This window comes from Pedobacter terrestris, assembly GCF_052343045.1.
Classification (GTDB): Bacteria; Bacteroidota; Bacteroidia; order Sphingobacteriales; family Sphingobacteriaceae; genus Pedobacter.
This window is the reverse complement of the sequence record NZ_CP180264.1, coordinates 594,126-613,205: the sequence shown is the minus strand read 5'-3', so window position 1 is coordinate 613,205 and position 19,080 is coordinate 594,126. Positions and strand designations below refer to the sequence as shown.

The 19,080-nt window shown below is 37.7% G+C and carries 12 protein-coding genes; 8 read left to right on the top strand and 4 right to left on the bottom strand.

What is annotated here, in order from left to right:
* The first annotated feature begins 40 nt into the window (after positions 1-40).
* From ACJVDH_RS02705 to ACJVDH_RS02695, 3 genes are all read left to right on the top strand, one after another.
* Entirely contained in the window at positions 41-1,045 is a 1,005-nt protein-coding gene (locus ACJVDH_RS02705; protein ID WP_443946034.1) for a bifunctional riboflavin kinase/FAD synthetase, read from the top strand.
* Positions 1,046-1,561: 516 nt separating this feature from the next.
* Positions 1,562-3,778, top strand: coding sequence for a cation:proton antiporter domain-containing protein (locus tag ACJVDH_RS02700; protein ID WP_443946033.1), 2,217 nt, complete (start codon positions 1,562-1,564; stop codon positions 3,776-3,778).
* A gap of 100 nt (positions 3,779-3,878) precedes the next feature.
* Positions 3,879-4,913 (top strand): DUF2157 domain-containing protein, encoded by a 1,035-nt coding sequence (locus ACJVDH_RS02695; RefSeq protein ID WP_443946032.1) that lies wholly within the window; start codon positions 3,879-3,881, stop codon positions 4,911-4,913.
* Positions 4,914-5,020: 107 nt separating this feature from the next.
* On the opposite strand, the gene ACJVDH_RS02690 is transcribed toward ACJVDH_RS02695, so the two are convergent.
* Entirely contained in the window at positions 5,021-5,671 is a 651-nt protein-coding gene (locus tag ACJVDH_RS02690; RefSeq protein WP_443946031.1) for a LysE family transporter, read from the bottom strand.
* A gap of 9 nt (positions 5,672-5,680) precedes the next feature.
* Positions 5,681-8,494 carry an excinuclease ABC subunit UvrA gene (uvrA, locus tag ACJVDH_RS02685; RefSeq protein ID WP_443946030.1) on the bottom strand — a complete coding sequence of 938 codons (2,814 nt, stop codon included), beginning with the start codon at positions 8,492-8,494 and terminating at the stop codon, positions 5,681-5,683.
* A 259-nt stretch (positions 8,495-8,753) separates the two neighbouring features.
* Here uvrA and ACJVDH_RS02680 point away from each other — a divergent pair, with 259 nt between their 5' ends.
* From ACJVDH_RS02680 to recA, 4 genes are all read left to right on the top strand, one after another.
* Positions 8,754-9,338, top strand: a complete 585-nt coding sequence (locus ACJVDH_RS02680) for an RNA polymerase sigma factor (protein WP_443946029.1) — start codon at positions 8,754-8,756, stop codon at positions 9,336-9,338.
* Positions 9,339-9,951: 613 nt separating this feature from the next.
* Positions 9,952-11,151, top strand: a complete 1,200-nt coding sequence (locus ACJVDH_RS02675) for an MFS transporter (protein WP_443946028.1) — start codon at positions 9,952-9,954, stop codon at positions 11,149-11,151.
* A 279-nt stretch (positions 11,152-11,430) separates the two neighbouring features.
* Entirely contained in the window at positions 11,431-12,096 is a 666-nt protein-coding gene (gene nth / locus ACJVDH_RS02670; protein WP_443946027.1) for an endonuclease III, read from the top strand.
* 123 nt (positions 12,097-12,219) lie between these two features.
* The gene (gene recA, locus ACJVDH_RS02665) at positions 12,220-13,230 is read left to right on the top strand and encodes a recombinase RecA (protein WP_443946026.1); all 1,011 of its coding nucleotides are present in this window, start codon (positions 12,220-12,222) and stop codon (positions 13,228-13,230) included.
* Positions 13,231-13,300: 70 nt separating this feature from the next.
* On the opposite strand, the gene ACJVDH_RS02660 is transcribed toward recA, so the two are convergent.
* Both ACJVDH_RS02660 and tsaD read right to left on the bottom strand, forming a co-directional pair.
* Positions 13,301-13,501 carry a hypothetical protein gene (locus ACJVDH_RS02660; protein ID WP_443946025.1) on the bottom strand — a complete coding sequence of 67 codons (201 nt, stop codon included), beginning with the start codon at positions 13,499-13,501 and terminating at the stop codon, positions 13,301-13,303.
* 70 nt (positions 13,502-13,571) lie between these two features.
* A complete protein-coding gene (tsaD, locus tag ACJVDH_RS02655) occupies positions 13,572-14,573 on the bottom strand; it encodes a tRNA (adenosine(37)-N6)-threonylcarbamoyltransferase complex transferase subunit TsaD (protein WP_443946024.1) in 1,002 nt (333 codons plus the stop codon).
* 74 nt (positions 14,574-14,647) lie between these two features.
* Between tsaD and ACJVDH_RS02650 the strand changes: the two genes are divergently transcribed.
* Positions 14,648-19,078, top strand: a complete 4,431-nt coding sequence (locus ACJVDH_RS02650) for a translocation/assembly module TamB domain-containing protein (protein ID WP_443946023.1) — start codon at positions 14,648-14,650, stop codon at positions 19,076-19,078.
* Positions 19,079-19,080 lie beyond the last annotated feature (2 nt).

Sequence of the window (19,080 nt, the reverse complement as noted above, 5' to 3'; positions counted from 1 at the left end):
TCCCTCACGCAGAAAACCCAATTCAAAATAAAATTCAACTTTGAAAATATACAACAACCTTTCAGAATTTGAGAAATTAACAAATGCCATAGTCACCATCGGCACTTTTGATGGCGTACACTACGGGCATCAGAAAATCATCAAACAACTGGTAGAACGCGCAAAGGCAGATCAGGGTGAAAGTGTAATCCTAACATTTTTTCCGCATCCGCGGATGATTATCGATCCGGAAAACCAGGATTTAAAACTCATCAACACCATCCAGGAGAAAGCGGAAATTCTTAAGAATCTCGGTGTAGATCATTTGATTATTACACCGTTTACCCGCGATTTTTCTAACCAAAGTGCCGAAGATTATATCAAAAACATCTTGGTTAATTGTATTGGTACCAAACACATCATTATTGGCTACGATCACCGTTTCGGCAAAGACCGCGCAGGCAATCTAAGCGATCTTAAACAAGCAGGCACGCAATATGGATTTTCTGTAGAAGAAATTATGGAACAAGACATTCATGATGTAGCCGTAAGCTCAACAAAAATCAGAGAATCTTTGCTACAAGGAGATGTTGCACTTGCAGAAGAATATCTGGGTTATCCATTTTCTATTTTTGGCCGCGTAATTAAAGGCGATAAAATTGGCCGGACAATTGGTTTCCCTACCGCAAATATCTTTGTAGAAGAAACCTACAAACTTATTCCGGGCGATGGGATTTATGCTGTTACAGTAGAAATTGGCTCAGAAGTAACAGCTAAAAACCTAAATTCTATAAGTGACAAGACTGAACTTCCGCCTTCGGCCTCCGGACTTCGAACTTATAAAGGAATGGCGTATATAGGCCAAAGACCAACTATTAACGGAATGACCAGAAATATAGAAGTGAATATTTTTGATTTTAATGAAGAAATTTATGGTCAGGATATAAAAATGAATTTTTTAAGCTTCTTGCGCCACGATGTTAAATTCACTGGATTAGAAGCGTTGAAACAACAGCTCCATCAAGATAAACTAGATACACTCGCATTTTTCGACTCCGTCATGTAAAGGTGTTTATTGCAATTTTGCCTTCAGAAAAAGCCTCATTTTCGCTATATTGCGGCAATGAGGCTTTTTTTTATCTTCTCTTTTTTGCTAATTTGCTTAGGTTCGCCAGGTTTTAAAAACCTGCGCACAGCTGTTCCGCCAGCAAACTGGACGCAGAAAAAATCTGTCGTTTTCCAAAAAAAGGCATCACATTTCAAAATAATATCAATCGAAGAACAAGAATCTGTAGAACGAGAATTTACCACACATCGTTTATTTAAAATTACGGCGCCAACCATTCTTTTTTTTGTTCTAGTTGGTCTGTTGTTGAGATTTGGTTCTATTGCAGCTAAAAATTTCATCCCTTCATTTCAATCGCCCTGCATATCTTTATTTAAAATACTTTATCCAAAACATTTTTTCCGGTAATTAAATTTTAATTCTAAATATCACCGGTATATAGTATAAAGTTTGCCAGTCAAACCCCACATATCTTACCGGATTTTACGTTTTTTGATTTTTTATCATTGTAGACACATGATTCATTTACCCGATTTAATTGCCGATTTAGGACTGATCCTTGCTGCCGCCGGAATTACCACTTTATTATTTAAAAGAATTAAACAGCCTTTGGTACTAGGCTATATTTTAGCTGGCTTGATGGTTGGCCCGCACATTAATTTATTGCCCACCGTTACCGATCAAAAAAGCATCACCATTTGGGCAGAGATTGGCGTAATATTTCTGCTTTTTAGCCTTGGTTTAGAGTTTTCTTTCAAGAAGCTGGTTAAAGTGGGCGGCTCATCTTCTATTACTGCCGTTGTAGAAGTTCTTTTTATGTTGTTAATTGGATATGCTGCCGGTAAAATTATGGGCTGGAAAACGATGGACAGTATTTTTTTGGGCGGAATTTTATCTGTATCCTCTACAACAATTATTATCCGTGCATTTGAAGAGTTGGGCGTAAAACATAAAAAATTTGCCGGACTTGTTTTTGGTGTGCTCATTGTAGAAGATTTGGTTGCCATTTTGTTGCTCGTATTGTTATCTACACTTGCTGTTAGTCAGCAGTTTGCTGGTTCAGAAATGTTGGTTTCAATACTTAAATTAGCCTTTTTCTTAGTTCTATGGTTTTTGGGAGGCATTTTCCTCATTCCTACATTTCTAAAAAAGACCAGGAAATTAATGAATGACGAAACCATGCTGATTGTATCTCTGGCTTTATGTTTAATTATGGTTTTGCTGGCGGTAAAAGTTGGCTTTTCGCCGGCTTTGGGCGCATTTATTATGGGATCGATATTAGCAGAAACTACTCAAGCCGAAAAAATTGAACACCTCACAAAATCTGTTAAAGACCTTTTTGCCGCAGTATTTTTTGTTTCTGTGGGTATGCTGATAGATCCCAAAGTACTGGTAGATTATGCTTTACCAATACTGGTTGTTACATTGGCTACCATTCTGGGGAAATTAATAAGTTCTACACTTGGCGCATTATTATCTGGTCAACCGCTTAAAACCTCGGTTCAGGCAGGAATGAGTCTGGCGCAAATCGGCGAATTTTCTTTCATTATTGCCACACTTGGACTTACGCTAAAAGTAACCAGCGAATTCTTATATCCAATTGCCGTTGCAGCTTCGGCAATCACTACATTTACAACGCCTTACCTAATTAAATCATCAGAAGGTTTTTATAATTTTCTAACCCGCATCCTCCCAAAAAAATGGCTGGATGGCATACAACGTTACAGCTCAAGCACCGCCGGAATTACAACATTAAGCGACTGGAAAATCTTATTGCGCTCGTACATTTTCAATACCATTATCCATTCGGTTATTATTATTGCAATTGTGTTTTTAACGGCAAGGTATTTACAGCCTTTTATGGTAAAAAACATAGCCAATACAATCATATCTACCCTTTTCAGCGTAGGATTGTCTTTCGTAATTATGTCGCCATTTTTATGGGCACTTTCTATCCGAAGAATACAAAAAACCGCATATTCGCATTTGTGGCTAAATAAAAAGTTTACGCGTGGACCACTAATTGCCATAGAAACCTTCCGTATTGCATTGGGTATTTTCTTTGTTGGATTTCTGATGTATGAGTTCTTTGATACCTGGATTGCTGCCGGAATTGCCTTGGCATTAATCATTTTAGGTATGTTCGTTTTCTCGCGTAGGCTGCAGTCGTTTTACGATAAACTGGAACGCCGTTTTATGCTGAATCTGAATGCACGTGAAAATCAAAAACCCGACATTTTACCTTGGGATACACATTTAACCGAATTGAAAGTTTCGCCAGAATCGCCGGTAATTGGCAAAACACTTACCGAATTGATGATCCGCGAAAAATATGGTGTTAACATCGCTTTAATTGAGCGCGGACGCCTCAATATTCCAACCCCCGGACGAGATGAACGACTCTATCCAAACGATAAATTATTATTGGTTGGCGCCGATGATCAGTTGGCTTTGGTGAAAGATCTTCTCGAAATTGATATCCCCGAAACCGATCAGGAATCTAATTTCCCCGATAAGGAAATGACGCTCCAGAAAGTTGTTGTGAATACAGAATCGCCAGTTTTTGGGCTAAGTATTCGAAATGCAGGAATCCGCGAAAAAGCCCAGGCACTAATCGTTGGTATAGAACGTGGAAGCGAACGGATATTAAATCCTTCATCAGAATTTGTATTTGATAACGGCGATGTGATCTGGATTGTGGGTAACAATAAAAAAATTAAGGAAGTTATTTAACATTCAAATATTTCAACGCTTTTGAAGCTCTAGAAGACGGATTTACTGCTGCAACGCATTCTTCCGTCTCTTTTCCTTATCTTCGTTTATACACCATCCCATGAAAGTAGACAGAGAAAAAAGTGAATTTCTTGACGAGATGATTGAGCAATGGCAAGATCAGGGCCTAATTACTGAAGAAACCGGTCATAAACTTCGTAAAAGTTACGAAGCCAAAAATTTTGATTGGTTACGGCTGGCACAATATGCTTTCTGGGTGGCACTCGCCTGCGGAGTAATTGCTTTGGGCTCTTTACTCATAGACAATACAATTCTTGATTACCTTAAAAATCTGTACAACACACCAAATATTGTAATTTCAATCCTATCTGCAGGCATTGCCGCTTGGCTTTATATTCTGGGTTTTAAGCGAAAGAAAACAAAAAGCCAGCTAAAATTCAGTAACGAAGCAATTATATTTTCCGCCATTTTACTTACGGCAAATGCAGTAGCTTACTTCGGTAAATCCGTAGATAACGGATCAGGCAATTTCACTATTCTTATCCTCATTTCGGTTTTTATATATGGTGCCTTGGGTTATATTTTCCGTTCAAGGTTAATCTGGATTTTTGCGCTTCTTTCATTAGGTGCCTGGTTCGGAACAGAAACCGGATATTTAAGTCGATGGAATTATTATTTTCTGGGCATGAACTACCCTTTACGCTTTGTGGCCTTTGGTGCAATACTCACTGCTTTTTCTTTTTTGATTAAAAGATTCCAATCTACCGAGTTGTTTTTTCAGGTAACGTACATAGCAGGCATGGTTTACCTTTTTATTTCTTTGTGGGGATTGTCTGTCTTCGGAAATTTCGCCAGCCTGGAAGAATGGTACACTGTGCGCCAGTTGAGTTTATTTTACTGGGCTTTCATTTCTGCCGGAATTTGTGTGCTCAGTACCTGGATTGGATTGAAGTACCGCGATGATATTGCCCGTGAGTTTGGAATTACTTTCCTCTTCATCAACTTATATACCCGTTATTTTGAATATTTCTGGGACAGCTGGCATAAAGCACTCTTCTTCTCTGTACTTGCAGCATCTTTCTGGTTAATTGGACGCAAAGCGGAAAAAATCTGGAATGTAGAGTTTTTGAAATAGAAGATTAATGACAAGTGAACTCTTCCATATAAAAATCTCGATTGGCATGTTTCAAAATTAAAACGAGCACGATCAAATTTCCATTTCCCAACAATAAAATCTGGGCTTTAAAACACAATCAGTAATTGCTTAACAATAAGGTAAGCTGCCAATACGAATAGAAATATTGCGATTGATTTATTAATAAGATGACTGCTCAAAGCAAATTTTTCTTGAATGTACTTTGCAAAATGACCGTATAGATAAAGTGCGAGTGCAGAGCCAACACCAGAACCCAAACTAAAAATTACGAGCGAAAGGTAATCTGTGCTGATCCAATCATGCAGAATTACATAATTGCCAAAAAACAACCAAAAAGGGATTTGAACAGGGTTTAAAACACCAAGAATTAATCCATAAAGTACACTTCCACTGCGTTTATCTTCTTTATCACTTGTTTTTGGTGCTTTCTTGCGGTTTATCCAGGTAATTGTCCCCATTACTAAAAACATCACGATCATAAAAGCATCTACCAAAGTACCCAAACGCACCTCGCTTACAGCTTCGTTTGGATTGATATCGCTCATTGCCCAACGTGCAAAGCGCATCATCCCAAAGGTAAAACAAACTTCAACACAAGAAAAAGACAAAATGAAATACCAAACCTGCCGCATCCCTTTGTTGATGGCAAGTTTGGCAACAGTTAAATTGATATTACCTGGTGGTATGTAACCAAGAGCATTGAGTGCAACACCAATGAAAAACGTTAGAAAAAGCATTGGCCGAAATTATGGATTAATATTCAAATGCGTGGCCAAATATTTTCCTGTATAAGAAGTTTTTTCTTTTAAGAGATCTTCTGGCGTTCCTTCAAAAACCACTTCTCCACCTCCATCTCCACCTTCCGGACCAATATCAATTACCCAATCCGCACATTTAATCATATCCATATTGTGTTCAATAACCAGAATAGTATTTCCCTGTTCAATAAGTGTATTTAAAGCTTTGAGCAGTTTTTTAATATCGTGGAAGTGAAGTCCGGTGGTAGGTTCATCAAAAATAAACATGGTTTTACTGGCGTTGTTACCTTTAATCAAGAAAGACGCCAGCTTGATTCTTTGCGCTTCGCCACCAGAAAGTGTATTGGATGATTGGCCAAGATGTACATATCCTAAACCAACATCAACCAAAGGCATTAATTTATTTAAGATCTTTTGCTCGCCGGCGAAAAATTCTACAGATTCATCAATCGTCATCTCCAGAATATCTGAAACATTTTTGTCTCTGTAAGTGACATCCAAAACTTGTTGTTTAAAGCGTTTACCTCCACAAGCTTCGCAAGGAAGGTAAATATCTGCCATAAACTGCATCTCGATTTTTACTTCACCTTCTCCCTGACAAACATCGCACCTGCCACCTTCTACGTTAAAAGAAAATGCTGCTGGTTTTAATCCTGCTGCTTTTGCTGCGGCTTGCGAAGAAAATAAACTACGAATATCGTCCCAGGCTTTTACATAAGTAACCGGATTAGAACGGCTGGAACGGCCAATTGGATTCTGATCTACCAACTCTACTGCCGTAATCTGATCGTAATTTCCGAAAATACCATCGTAAGCACCTGTCTGCTCTCCAGAATAATTTCCGATTGCCTTTTGTAGCGCCGGGTAAAGAATTTTCTTCACTAAACTGGTTTTTCCTGATCCGGAAACGCCACTTACCGCAGTGAAAACACCCAGGGGAAATTTTACATCTATATTTTTTAAATTATTCTCGCGTGCACCTTTAATTAAAACATGGTCTTTCCATTTACGGCGATGACCTGGAATACTGATCTTTTCTGCGCCGGAAAGATATCGCCCGGTTAAACTGTTTTTATCTTCAATAATCTCATCGAACGTTCCGCTAAAAACCAGATTACCGCCTTGTGTTCCCGCTTCCGGGCCAATGTCAATAATATAATCTGCTGCACGCATCATTTCTTCTTCATGTTCTACAACCAAAACGGTATTTCCGACGTTCCGCAAAGAGATCAATACTTCTATAAGTTTATTGGTGTCGCGCGGATGCAAGCCAATACTGGGTTCATCCAAAACATAAATGGAACCAACTAAACTACTGCCCAAAGAGGTGGCAAGGTTAATACGTTGAGATTCTCCACCTGATAGTGTATTAGACAAACGATTTAAGGTCAGGTAACCCAAACCAACGTTGTTTAAATACAGGAAACGGTTCCTGATCTCGGCAAGCAATCTTTTGGCTATTTTACGGTCGTTTTCAGATAAATCTAATCCATCGAAAAAGTCCAACGCCTTTGCTAAAGGCATTAAAACAACATCAATGATAGATTTTTCATTAATTTTAACGTAAGATGCATCTTTACGCAATCTAGAACCTTTACAATCCGGGCAGGTTGTTTTTCCGCGGTAGCGAGAAAGCATTACGCGGTATTGAATTTTATAGGTCTGTTCTTCAAGTTCCTTGAAAAACTGATCTAAACCGACAAAATGTTTATTTCCGGTCCACAATAAACGTTGTTCTTTTTCTTTTAACTGACCAAATGAGCGGTGAATTGGGAAATCGAATTTCGGCGCTGCTTTTATAAAATTCTGCAACCAAACGCCCATTTTTTCGCCACGCCATGGTGCGATAGCATTGTCATAAACGCTTTTACTTTTATCTGGAACAACCAAATCCTCATCAATACCGATTACATTTCCATAACCTTCGCAGCGTTTACATGCACCGTATGGATTATTGAACGAGAAAAAATTTGGCGTAGGTTCTTCAAAACGGATTCCGTCCAACTCAAAACGATCACTAAAGTGTTTTACATTACCTTCTATATCTACGTAACAATCTCCTTTGCCTTCAAAAAATGCAGTTTGAACAGAATCGGCCAGGCGGTTCAACGTTTCTTCTTCCCCATTGGTGACAATCCGATCGATCAGGATTTGAACAGTTTTATCATCGGTAAGCTCCTGATCTTTGAAATCTTTATCGTCTAATACAGATTCAATTTTTTCAATCTTCCCATTGATCAGTACGCGCAAGAAACCTTTCTGAAGCAAAATCGCCAGCTCTTCTTTTATCGTTCTGTTATTGTGTGGAAACAGCGGGCAATAAATTGTTGCTGTGGTATCGTCCGGAAAACTGTTCACATAGTCTACTACTGTACTCACTGAATCTTTCTTGACTTCTTGTCCGGAAACCGGAGAAATTGTTTTTCCGATTCTGGAAAAAAGCAGTTTCAGGTAATCATAAATTTCTGTTGAAGTACCAACAGTTGAGCGCGGATTTGAGGTGATAACTTTTTGCTCTATCGCAATTGCGGGTGCTATACCCTTAATGTAGTCTACGTCTGGTTTATTCATTCTACCCATAAACTGACGTGCATAGGCAGATAAGCTTTCCACATATCGGCGTTGCCCTTCAGCATACAAAGTATCAAAAGCCAAAGAGGATTTTCCCGAACCAGACATTCCTGTAACTACAACCAGTTTATTTTTCGGGATGGCAACATCTATGTTTTTCAGGTTATGAACACGGGCACCTTTAATAATAATGTTTTTATGCGGATCTTTTTCGGCTTCTTTTTTGCTCATGAATAATCAAAGTTTTAAACTATAACCCATCAATTTATGATCGGGTTTTTAAAACATACAAAAATAGGGTACTGAGATGGTTAATTTATTTTTTAACATTTTATTTTTTGTTTTTTGATAAAAAAATAACTTTCTTTGGATAATAACGGTCTCAGAACCAAACTAACACATCAAAAAAGCATAGGAGAAACGCTATAGAAATTAAACTTCTACAAATTAATTTTTAGCAAATAGTACGGGATTTAGTGTAGGCATACCTATGAATTTACAATCACATAACGATCAGGATCTGGTTAAATTATATATAACCGGAAACGAGAATGGATTGCAGGAACTTTTAAGGCGACATAAAAGTAAAATCTATACTTCTATATATTTATTGGTTAAAGACCAGTATTTGGCAGAAGACATTTTTCAAGACGCTTTTATAAAAGTTATCAATACGCTGCGATCAGGACGATACAATGAAGAAGGCAAGTTTTTGCCTTGGGTAATGCGTATTGCTCATAATTTAGTGATCGATTATTTCCGTAGGGAAAAACGAACACCGATTATCACCAGTGCAGATGGCATGGACGTTTTTAATATGTTGCATTTTTACGACGAAAGTGCAGAGGAAAAAATGTTGCGCGATCAAACGCATAAAGACCTTAAAGCAATGATCCATTTGTTACCGGATGAGCAGAAAGAAGTTTTGCTGATGCGCCATTATGCTGATCTAAGTTTTAAAGAGATTGCAGATTTGACTGAAGTGAGCATCAATACTGCTTTAGGCAGAATGCGGTATGCATTGAGTAACCTCCGTAAGATGCTCAAGACAAAGGAGATGATCCCTAGAGAGTAGCGTATTTGTTACAAAAATTATTTGACTGGTTGAAATAAAGCCTCTGAACAATCGTTAAGTTTATAAAACTTTTAACAATTTACAGTGCTTATGACAAAAACCTCTACATCAAAATCATCTTTAAACCTACCTATCCAAAACATGTTTCAATCTACTACTGATCATGAATCTGATGCGGAGCTAGACTTGTTCTACGATCAAATAAAATGCACGTTAGACAGGCTTGTAAAAAATCCTAGTGATGAAACCATTACGAAGATTTTAAATTACAGCAAAAACAGGTAGCCAAAAATCATAGAGCTGCTTCAATAATTGAAGCAGCTTTTTTTTGCTTTACACTTTCGACAGATTACCTCCGACAGACTAACGTTTACGTAATGTCATATTTAAACAATCTACACTGCATTGTTCTTCACACAAAAAGGTAATTAGGCGAATTACCGTCAGTCAATAATTTGATTTAAAATATAAGGCGGCAGAATCAGCTTATACTTTCTGGAATATGAAGTCGCCATAAATTTTGATCAATCAATTTGCATTGACTCTTCATCAAACTAAATCTGTTAAAAAAGCAGTAACTTTGCATAGTGTATAAAAAACACTAAGGTTAAACATGGAAAAGAAATTTTTGCCACTTACATTGGGTGGTTTGGGGATTGGTATTACGGAATTTGTAATGATGGGTTTGCTGCCCGATATCGCTAAAGATCTGCATGTCAGCATTCCCAAAGCTGGCCACCTAATTTCAGCTTATGCTTTGGGCGTTGTAATCGGTGCACCGCTTTTGATTATGATTGCCGGAAAATACCCACCTAAAAAAATTTTAATTGCATTGATGATTATGTTTACAGCCTTCAATGCATTCTCTGCCTTTGCACCTACCTTTAATACATTATTTATCGCGAGATTGTTATCCGGTCTTCCGCACGGAGCATTTTTTGGTGTAGGCTCTGTAGTAGCCAGCCGAATAGCAAAGCAAGGGAAAGCTGCCCAGGCAGTCTCTTTAATGTTTATGGGCTTAACACTTGCGAATATACTTGGTGTGCCCCTTGGAACCTTCATTGGTCATAATTTCTCATGGAGAATTTCATTCGCTGTCGTAGTTTTTGTAGGCTTAATCACCTTGTTGGGACTCAAACTGTGGTTGCCAACATTACAAGCTACCGAGAACAGAGACTTAAAATCTGAGCTTGGTTTCTTCAAAAAACGCGACGCATGGATTATTGTTGCTATGATTTCTATCGGCACAGGCGGATTATTTACCTGGTACAGTTATATTGCGCCTTTGATGACTGAAGTAGCGCACTTTTCATCAAACAATGTAACCTATATATTGATGCTTGCAGGATTAGGCATGATGCTTGGCAATTTTATTGGTGGCAAACTCGCTGATAAATACTCGCCAGCAAAAGCTTCAGCAGCCTTACTTATTGCAATGGTTGTTGTTTTAGTTATCGTACACTTTGTATCATCCAATCAGATTCTTTCTTTAGTGATGACATTTATTACCGGAGCAGTCGCGTTTTCTCTGGCTTCTCCAATCCAGATGCTGATGATCCAATCTGCCAAAGGCTCAGAAATGCTGGCTGCATCTGCAAGTCAGGCCAGTTTTAATATTGGCAATGCTCTGGGCGCTTATTTTGGTGGCTTACCTTTGGTATATGGCTACGGTTACACTGCACCCGCCTATGTTGGTGCAGCAATGGCTTTTATCGGTGCATTATTTGCATTTTGGTTAATCTGGAACAATCGCTTTGCGCCCGTTGAAGAAAAATCTGCTGCAGATAAAAGCAACTACGTAGTTATGCATTAATATAAAATCCTCGCTTATTTCAATTTGAGCTAAGCGAGGCTAGATCTCTATCCATCGAAATGATCGTTTAAAACAACTAAAGCTGTTAAAACGAGTACAAGGTTCTCCCGCTCGTTTATAACGAGTGGGGAAATAGTTTAGCGTTTTTAACGTGTTTTTGAAGCTATTCGATAAAATTGAAGAGTTATTTACACACTCGTTATAAACGAGTGCCAGTATAAGCAATGGTGTAAAGGCAACTCAATACTTAAAATACATTTTGCTTCTTTATATTTGCACATGCTTAAAAAGGAACGGTATAAGCTTTTCGTAGAACACTTTTCGGCCAAACAACCCGATGCGGAAACAGAATTACATTACAACAATCCATATCAGTTATTGGTGGCTGTAATTCTCTCTGCACAATGCACAGATAAGCGTGTAAATATGGTTACACCGGCTTTATTTCAACGTTTTCCAAATGCTAAGGCACTTTCAGAAGTTACACCCGATATTGTTTTTGATTACATCAGAAGCATCAGTTATCCCAACAACAAGGCAAAACATCTGGTTGGCATGGCCAATATGTTGCTAAACGATTTCAATGACGAAGTACCATCGGATATAGATGACTTGCAGAAAATGCCAGGCGTAGGGCGCAAAACCGCAAATGTAATAGCCTCCGTAATATACAACGCGCCGGCAATGGCGGTAGATACACATGTTTTTCGCGTAGCGAATCGTTTGGGTTTAACCAACGGAAAAACACCACTGGCAGTTGAAAAAGATTTGGTAAAACATTTACCGAAAGACGATATACACATTGCACATCATTGGTTGATACTACACGGGCGATATGTTTGCCTGGCCAGAAGCCCAAAGTGTGCCGTTTGTGAAATTACATATATGTGCAGATATTTTGAACGCCAGAATGTACTACATTTAAAACAAAACCAGGAATCTTAAAATATTTTTATTTTACTATTGACTTTAGCTAAAAAACGCTTAACTTAGCTAAATATTTTAGTAAATAAGATTTAGACATTTGCCTATATATTCTTACATTTACGGATCAGAACATACAACAACATGAGCGCAAACGCAGATAAATTAAAAGCACTACAACTCACATTAGATAAGTTAGAAAAATCTTACGGTAAAGGTACCATAATGAAACTTGGCGATACTGCGGTTGAGCCTTTAGAGTTTATTTCTACAGGTTCTATTAGTTTAGATATTGCATTAGGCATTGGCGGTATTCCAAAAGGAAGGATTATCGAAATCTATGGCCCGGAGTCGTCTGGTAAAACGACCTTAGCGACCCATATCATTGCAGAAGCACAAAAGAAAGGCGGCATTGCTGCATTTATTGATGCAGAACATGCTTTTGATCAATTCTACGCAAAAAAACTAGGTGTAGATACCGATAACTTATTGATTTCACAACCAGATAATGGTGAGCAAGCTTTAGAAATTGCAGACAATTTGATCCGCTCTGGCGCTATTGATGTAATTGTAATTGACTCTGTTGCCGCATTGGTACCAAAAAGTGAAATTGAAGGCGAAATGGGCGAAAGTAAAATGGGTTTACATGCCCGTTTAATGAGTCAAGCTTTACGTAAATTAACCGGAACAATTGCTAAAACGGGTTGTTGCTGTATTTTCATTAACCAATTACGTGAAAAAATTGGCGTGATGTTCGGTAACCCGGAAACAACAACTGGTGGTAATGCATTAAAATTTTATGCTTCTGTACGTTTAGATATCCGCCGTACTTCTCAAATTAAAGATTCTGACGAAGTATCTGGTAACCGAGTTAAAGTAAAAATCGTTAAAAATAAAGTTGCTCCTCCTTTCCGTATTGCAGAATTTGATGTTATGTTTGGTGAAGGAATTTCTAAAAACGGAGAAATCATTGACTTAGGTGTAGATTTTGGTATCATCAAAAAAGCTGGATCCTGGTTTTCTTATGGAGATACGAAGTTGGGGCAAGGTAGAGATGCGGTTAAACAATTGTTAATGGATAACCCGGAACTGGCTGAAGAATTGGAAACTAAAATCAAAAGAGAAGTTTCCGGAGAGCAATTGGAAGAGAAATAATTCTAATAAAAATATTTATAAATAATGGCTGTCTGGGAAAAACCAAACAGCCATTATCATTTTATCTTTTTTAGTTGCCTTGTGTAAACACAGCATTAAAATCTTTGGTCACATAGACAATTACCAGCAAAGCCGCGATCAGTAAAGCACCAAGAACCAAAACGCCCCAACTGCCTTTAAGTTTGTTTTTATCCTTACGGATTAACCAATATAAAATTCCGATTAATGGAAATGCACATACAATCCAAAAAATCAACGATGCTCCTGTCATAACTATTTAATTTATTTGCCGGGTATTTTGCCGGCGCTATATTGTATTATCGGAATTACCCGCCTTATAATTAAAATTCCATTCTGGCCAAAGGCGCAATCTCCTGCCCTACAAAATCGCCAGCTAAAAATTTCTGGTAACCCGCTATTGCAATCATTCCGGCATTATCTGTACAATACTGGAAAGCAGGAATGTATACGTTCCAACCCAACTCAACCGCCAACTCTTGCAAAGTATTCCTCAAACCAGAATTTGCAGAAACACCACCTGCAATGGCAATTTCTTTAATTCCATACTGCTTAGCCGCTTTTTTCACTTTATTCATCAAAATCTGAATAATGCTATGTTGTACAGACGCGCAAATATCATCCAAATTTTCGGCAATAAAATCGGGGTTTTCTTTTTCTTGCTTTCTAATGAAATATAGAATGGAGGTTTTGAAACCACTGAAACTGAAATTGAGTTCAGGAATTTGTGGTTCTGCGAATTTAAAAGCATTCGGATTACCACTTTTTGCATGTTTATCAATCAACGGGCCGCCTGGATACGGTAAGCTTAAAATCTTTGCCGTTTTATCGAAGGCCTCACCTGCTGCGTCATCTAAGGTTTCACCAACAATTTCCATGTCGAAATAACTTTTAACCAAAACAATTTGTGTGTGGCCACCAGATACCGTTAAGCATAAAAAAGGAAAATTCGGTTTTGGCTCGTCGATAAAGTGGGCTAAAATATGAGCATGCATATGATTAACCGAAATAAGCGGTAAATTAAGGGCGAGTGCAAAAGATTTAGCAAAAGAAACGCCAACCAGAAGCGAGCCCAACAAACCTGGTCCCTGCGTAAATGCAACAGCATTAATGTCCTTTTTACTGACTTGCGCAAGCTTCAATGCTTCTTCTACAGCAGGAACGATATTTTGCTGATGTACCCTTGAAGCCAATTCAGGGATTACACCACCATAATTTTGATGAATTGTTTGGTTTGCAATAACATTGGCAGTAATTTTGCCGTTGTTACAAATGGCAACAGACGTGTCATCACAGGAGGATTCAATAGCTAGTATAACAGACAAATTATTAACATTTAGAATACAAAATTATTAAAAAACTATTTAAAATACTCCTTTGGATAATTGCATCAGTAATTTTGTTGCTCGCACTTGTTGTCTTTTCCCTAAAATTTAAGCCTGTTCAAACTTTTGTTGCACGTAAAGCGGCCGCTTATCTCTCTAAAGAGCTGAATACAACAATTGCCATTAAGAGTGTCTATATCGTGCCTTTCAAATCTGTTGTGCTTGAAGATTTACTCATTCTTGATAAACAAAAAGATACCTTATTGAATACGCCGAAGTTTATGGTCGATATCAATAAGTTCTCCCTCAAAGAAAAAATCATAGACATCAATACCGTACAAATTAATAACGGACGTTTTTTTCTTAAAGATTTATCTGCAAAGGAATCCAATCTCGATTTCATCATCGACTATTTTGATTCAGGAGAAAGTAAGCCAAAAGACCCGAACAAAAAACCGTTTAAAGTCTCGCTTGGCCGCTTAATCTTGAACAAATTCGCATTCAAATACAAAAACTACACAGCAAAAGATACCGTACAGGGTAAAAGTGTAAATTTTGATAATGTGGACGTTAAAGAACTTAGTGGAATTTTTGAAGGTCTCGATTTAGATAATCACCTCCTTAAAACGAATATTAAAAACCTAACGTTTAGAGAACGAAGCGGCTTTTATCTAAAAAATCTTAGTGCCATAACTACGGTAGACAGCAATGCTATTGAGCTTAAAAATTTACTGCTCGTAACCAACCAAAGCAAGCTCACAAATTATTATCAAATGAAATTCAGCAGTTTTAAGGATTTCAATAACTATTTTGATAAAATAAGAATGAAGGCTGTTTTTAAAGAAAGTCATATCGCTTCAAGAGATGTTGCGTTTTTTGCGCCAGATCTTGAAGGGATAAAGTTAAATTTAGATGTAGACGGCCAGATAACAGGTTTGGTAACCAATCTTAAAGCCAAAAAACTTTCTGTACGTGCCGGAAAAGCAACATATATTAAAGGCGATTTTGTGATTAAAGGTCTTCCGAAATGGAAAGAAACCTTTATGGATTTGAATATTGAACTGGCGGGAACAAATAAAAAAGACTTGGAAGAGGTTCTTTCGGGCATTAGCGGCTCCAAAAAAGAAATGATTCCGGCTATTGTAAACAAATTCGGCAACATTAATTTTAACGGAAGTTTTACCGGTTTTCAAAATGATTTTATCGCCTACGGTGAATTTAAAACCAAACTGGGTCGTATCGTTTCTGATGTAAACATGAAAATTGATCGCCAGAATGTGCCGTCTTACACTGGTAGCGTAAAAACCTACGATTTCGATTTGGGAAATCTTATCGATGAAAAAAGTCTTGGCCGCATCACCTCATCTTTAAATGTAAAAGGGCGAGGTACAGAACTGAAAAACCTTTCCGAAAACCTCAACGGCGATATTGCTTACATCGATTTTAACAATTATCGTTATCGGAATGTGAAGGTTGACGGAACATTTGACAAAAAATATTTTGACGGAAAACTCAGCATTAATGACCGGAATGTGAAGCTGATTTTCGACGGTGGAGTCAATCTTAATCCAAAATTACCAGTATTTAATTTCACTGCAACCATTACCAAAGCAAAACTCAAAGCGCTGAAATTAGCTGCAGACTCTATGATGGTTGATGCCAAATTCAGCACCAATTTCTCTGGCACCAATTTAAACAATATTGAAGGTAAGTTACTTGTACAAGAGATTGAACTGCGAAACCCACAGGGCATTTTCCACGTAGATTCTGTAGAACTTGTTGCCAATGGAACAGGCGTAAACCGAAACTTAAACATCAAATCAGACGTATTAGATGCGAGTATTAAAGGAGAGTATGACCTGAATACCATCGTATCTTATTACAAAGCTATCGCGAAGACGTATATTCCATCGCTAAAAACCAAAATCTTTAAATTCAACAACCAGATATTCCAATTCAGGTTACTTATTAAGAAATTTGATGCTTTGGCCCAATTTATTGCGCCTGGATTGGAAGTTGAAGAAGGTGCGACTTTGATTGGCGATTTTGATTCACGAAATAATGTGGCTACGCTGAGTGGTTTTATGAAAAAGCTAAAGTATAATGGGATTGTGGTAAACAACATTATATTAGATGAAAACACCACTGATGCGCAACTGCAGCTTATTGTAACCTCTGATCGCGTTCAGATTAATGACAGTCTTTTTATTAAAGATGTGAATATTTCTAATATACTGAGAAACGATAGTTTGGCTTTCAACGTAAAAATGTCTAATTCTGACGATGCCAATCAACTGGATTTGAACGGATTGGTAGAATTTACGAAAAATACAGATACCGTAGCGCGGCTGAGTGTTCTTCCATCGATATTAAAAATTAACAGTGAAGAATGGCGAATACAGGAGAAAGTACGTATAGTGCTTAACAATGGAAAAACGGAAATCACCAATTTTGACTTGAGCAACGGAAATCAGTTGATTACTATAGATGGCTTAATTTCTGACGATCCTAAAGACTTGCTAAAGGTTGGTTTCAAAGATTTTAACCTCAAAACCTTAAATCCTTTCACTAAAGGCTTTGGGGTAAAACTGGGCGGATCAACAAACGGTAAAGCAGAATTGTATGGCATTTTAAAAGGCCCAAGAGTAAAAGACGATTTAAAAATTGACTCTTTAAATTTTAATGATATTTATATTGGTACGCTTGTAGATACTTCTTCCTATAATCAGGCAAAAAACCGCGTAAACGTATATACACGGGTAAATGCGTACGGATCTGAAACCTTTAAAGTGACCGGGCATTTGGATTTAAAGGAAAAACTGATTGATCTTGGTATTAAAATGGACGATAGTAAACTCACCATCTTAGAACCTTTTGTGAAGGACCTGGTCTCTAATCTGGATGGGAATATTTCATCAGACATTACTGTTAAGGGAAGTTTTGACAAACCTGAAATTAACGGAACAATAGCTTTGGATAAAGCAAAACTGATGGTAAACTATTTAAAAACAACTTACGTAATCAGCGATGAGGTTCAGGTAAAAAATAGCGTAATTGAACTGGATAATTTTAAACTTCAGGATTTGGAAGAGCATGAAGGGATTGCAAATGGTTCTGTCGACTTAAATAACATCAATAACCCAGACATTAATGTTAAGCTGGAAGCCAAAAACCTGATGGCACTGAACACAACATCTAAAGACAATTCGGTATATTTTGGTAAAGCCTACGGATCCGGCGTCTTCAATTTTAACGGTCCAACCAATAAAATGAAGATCGATATTAAGGCAAAAACTGAAAAAGGTACAGTTTTCAATCTTCCTTTAAATAGTTCTGAAACCGTTTCTGATAATGATTATATTAATTTTATCAGTAGAGATTCTGCTCAGGTGGTCAAAAAAACAACCAATTTTGACGGCCTTACATTAACCTTCAAACTCACGATTGATCCGAATACTACTGCAAATATTTATACCACATTAGGAAACCTAAGTGGAAAAGGAAATGCAGATCTGAACTTAAATATTAATAGCCTGGGTGATTTTGAAATGTCTGGCGATTATATTATTGAGTCAGGAAGTTTTGATTTTACTGCACAGGAAGTCATCAATAAGAAATTTGATATCCGCCAGGGTGGAACCATCAGGTGGACAGGAAACCCAACGGCAGCACAGATTAACCTGAAAGCCGTTTATGCATTGAGGGCAAATCTTAGCGACTTATTTAAAGCCGCGAACCGTGATGCAAGTAGCAATGCCAACCAACGTGTGAATACGGAAGTAGAAATGGGCTTATCGGGCTTACTTTTACAACCGGATATTAAACTGGATATTTTCTTTCCCGCACAACCAGCAATTAAAGAAGAACTTCAAACTTACCTGAGCGACCAGAACAACCTGAATCTTCAGGCCTTCAGTTTAATTATCAGAAGAAGTTTTGCCCCCGGTAATGGAGGAGAATCTATCGGAAACCAATTGAGTTCTACTGCAACCAGTACAGCTACAGAACTTGTATTTAACCAGTTTAACAATGTACTTTCTTCGTTAAACCTCAACTTCGTGGATTTAAACGTTCGCTCGCTGAGTGAGGCCAACGCTTCTTTTAAGTTCTTTAATAACCGTTTAATTGTGAATGCGGGTATTGTAGACCGGAACAGTATAAATGATTTGTCTATTATAGATTTTTCCAAAAACAATGTGGGCAGTGAGGTAGAAGCACTTTTCCTCATTAGGCGCGATGGCAGCCTTACCGGTAAAATAGCCAACAAACCACCAACACAACAAAGTATTTTTCTGAATAGCGGAATTAGTCCGACTGCAAATGTAACCTCGTTCGGTTTAGTGTATACGCAACAATTTGATACGTTTAAAGAGTTTATACAGAAAATTACAGGCTCTTACCGCAGAAACTTAAAACGGAAACAAGCTGAAGCGCCGGTAAAAACAAATAAATCGATCAGTAAGGAAACAATTATCAACCAAAGTAAAGGAAACCCACATAGATAAGC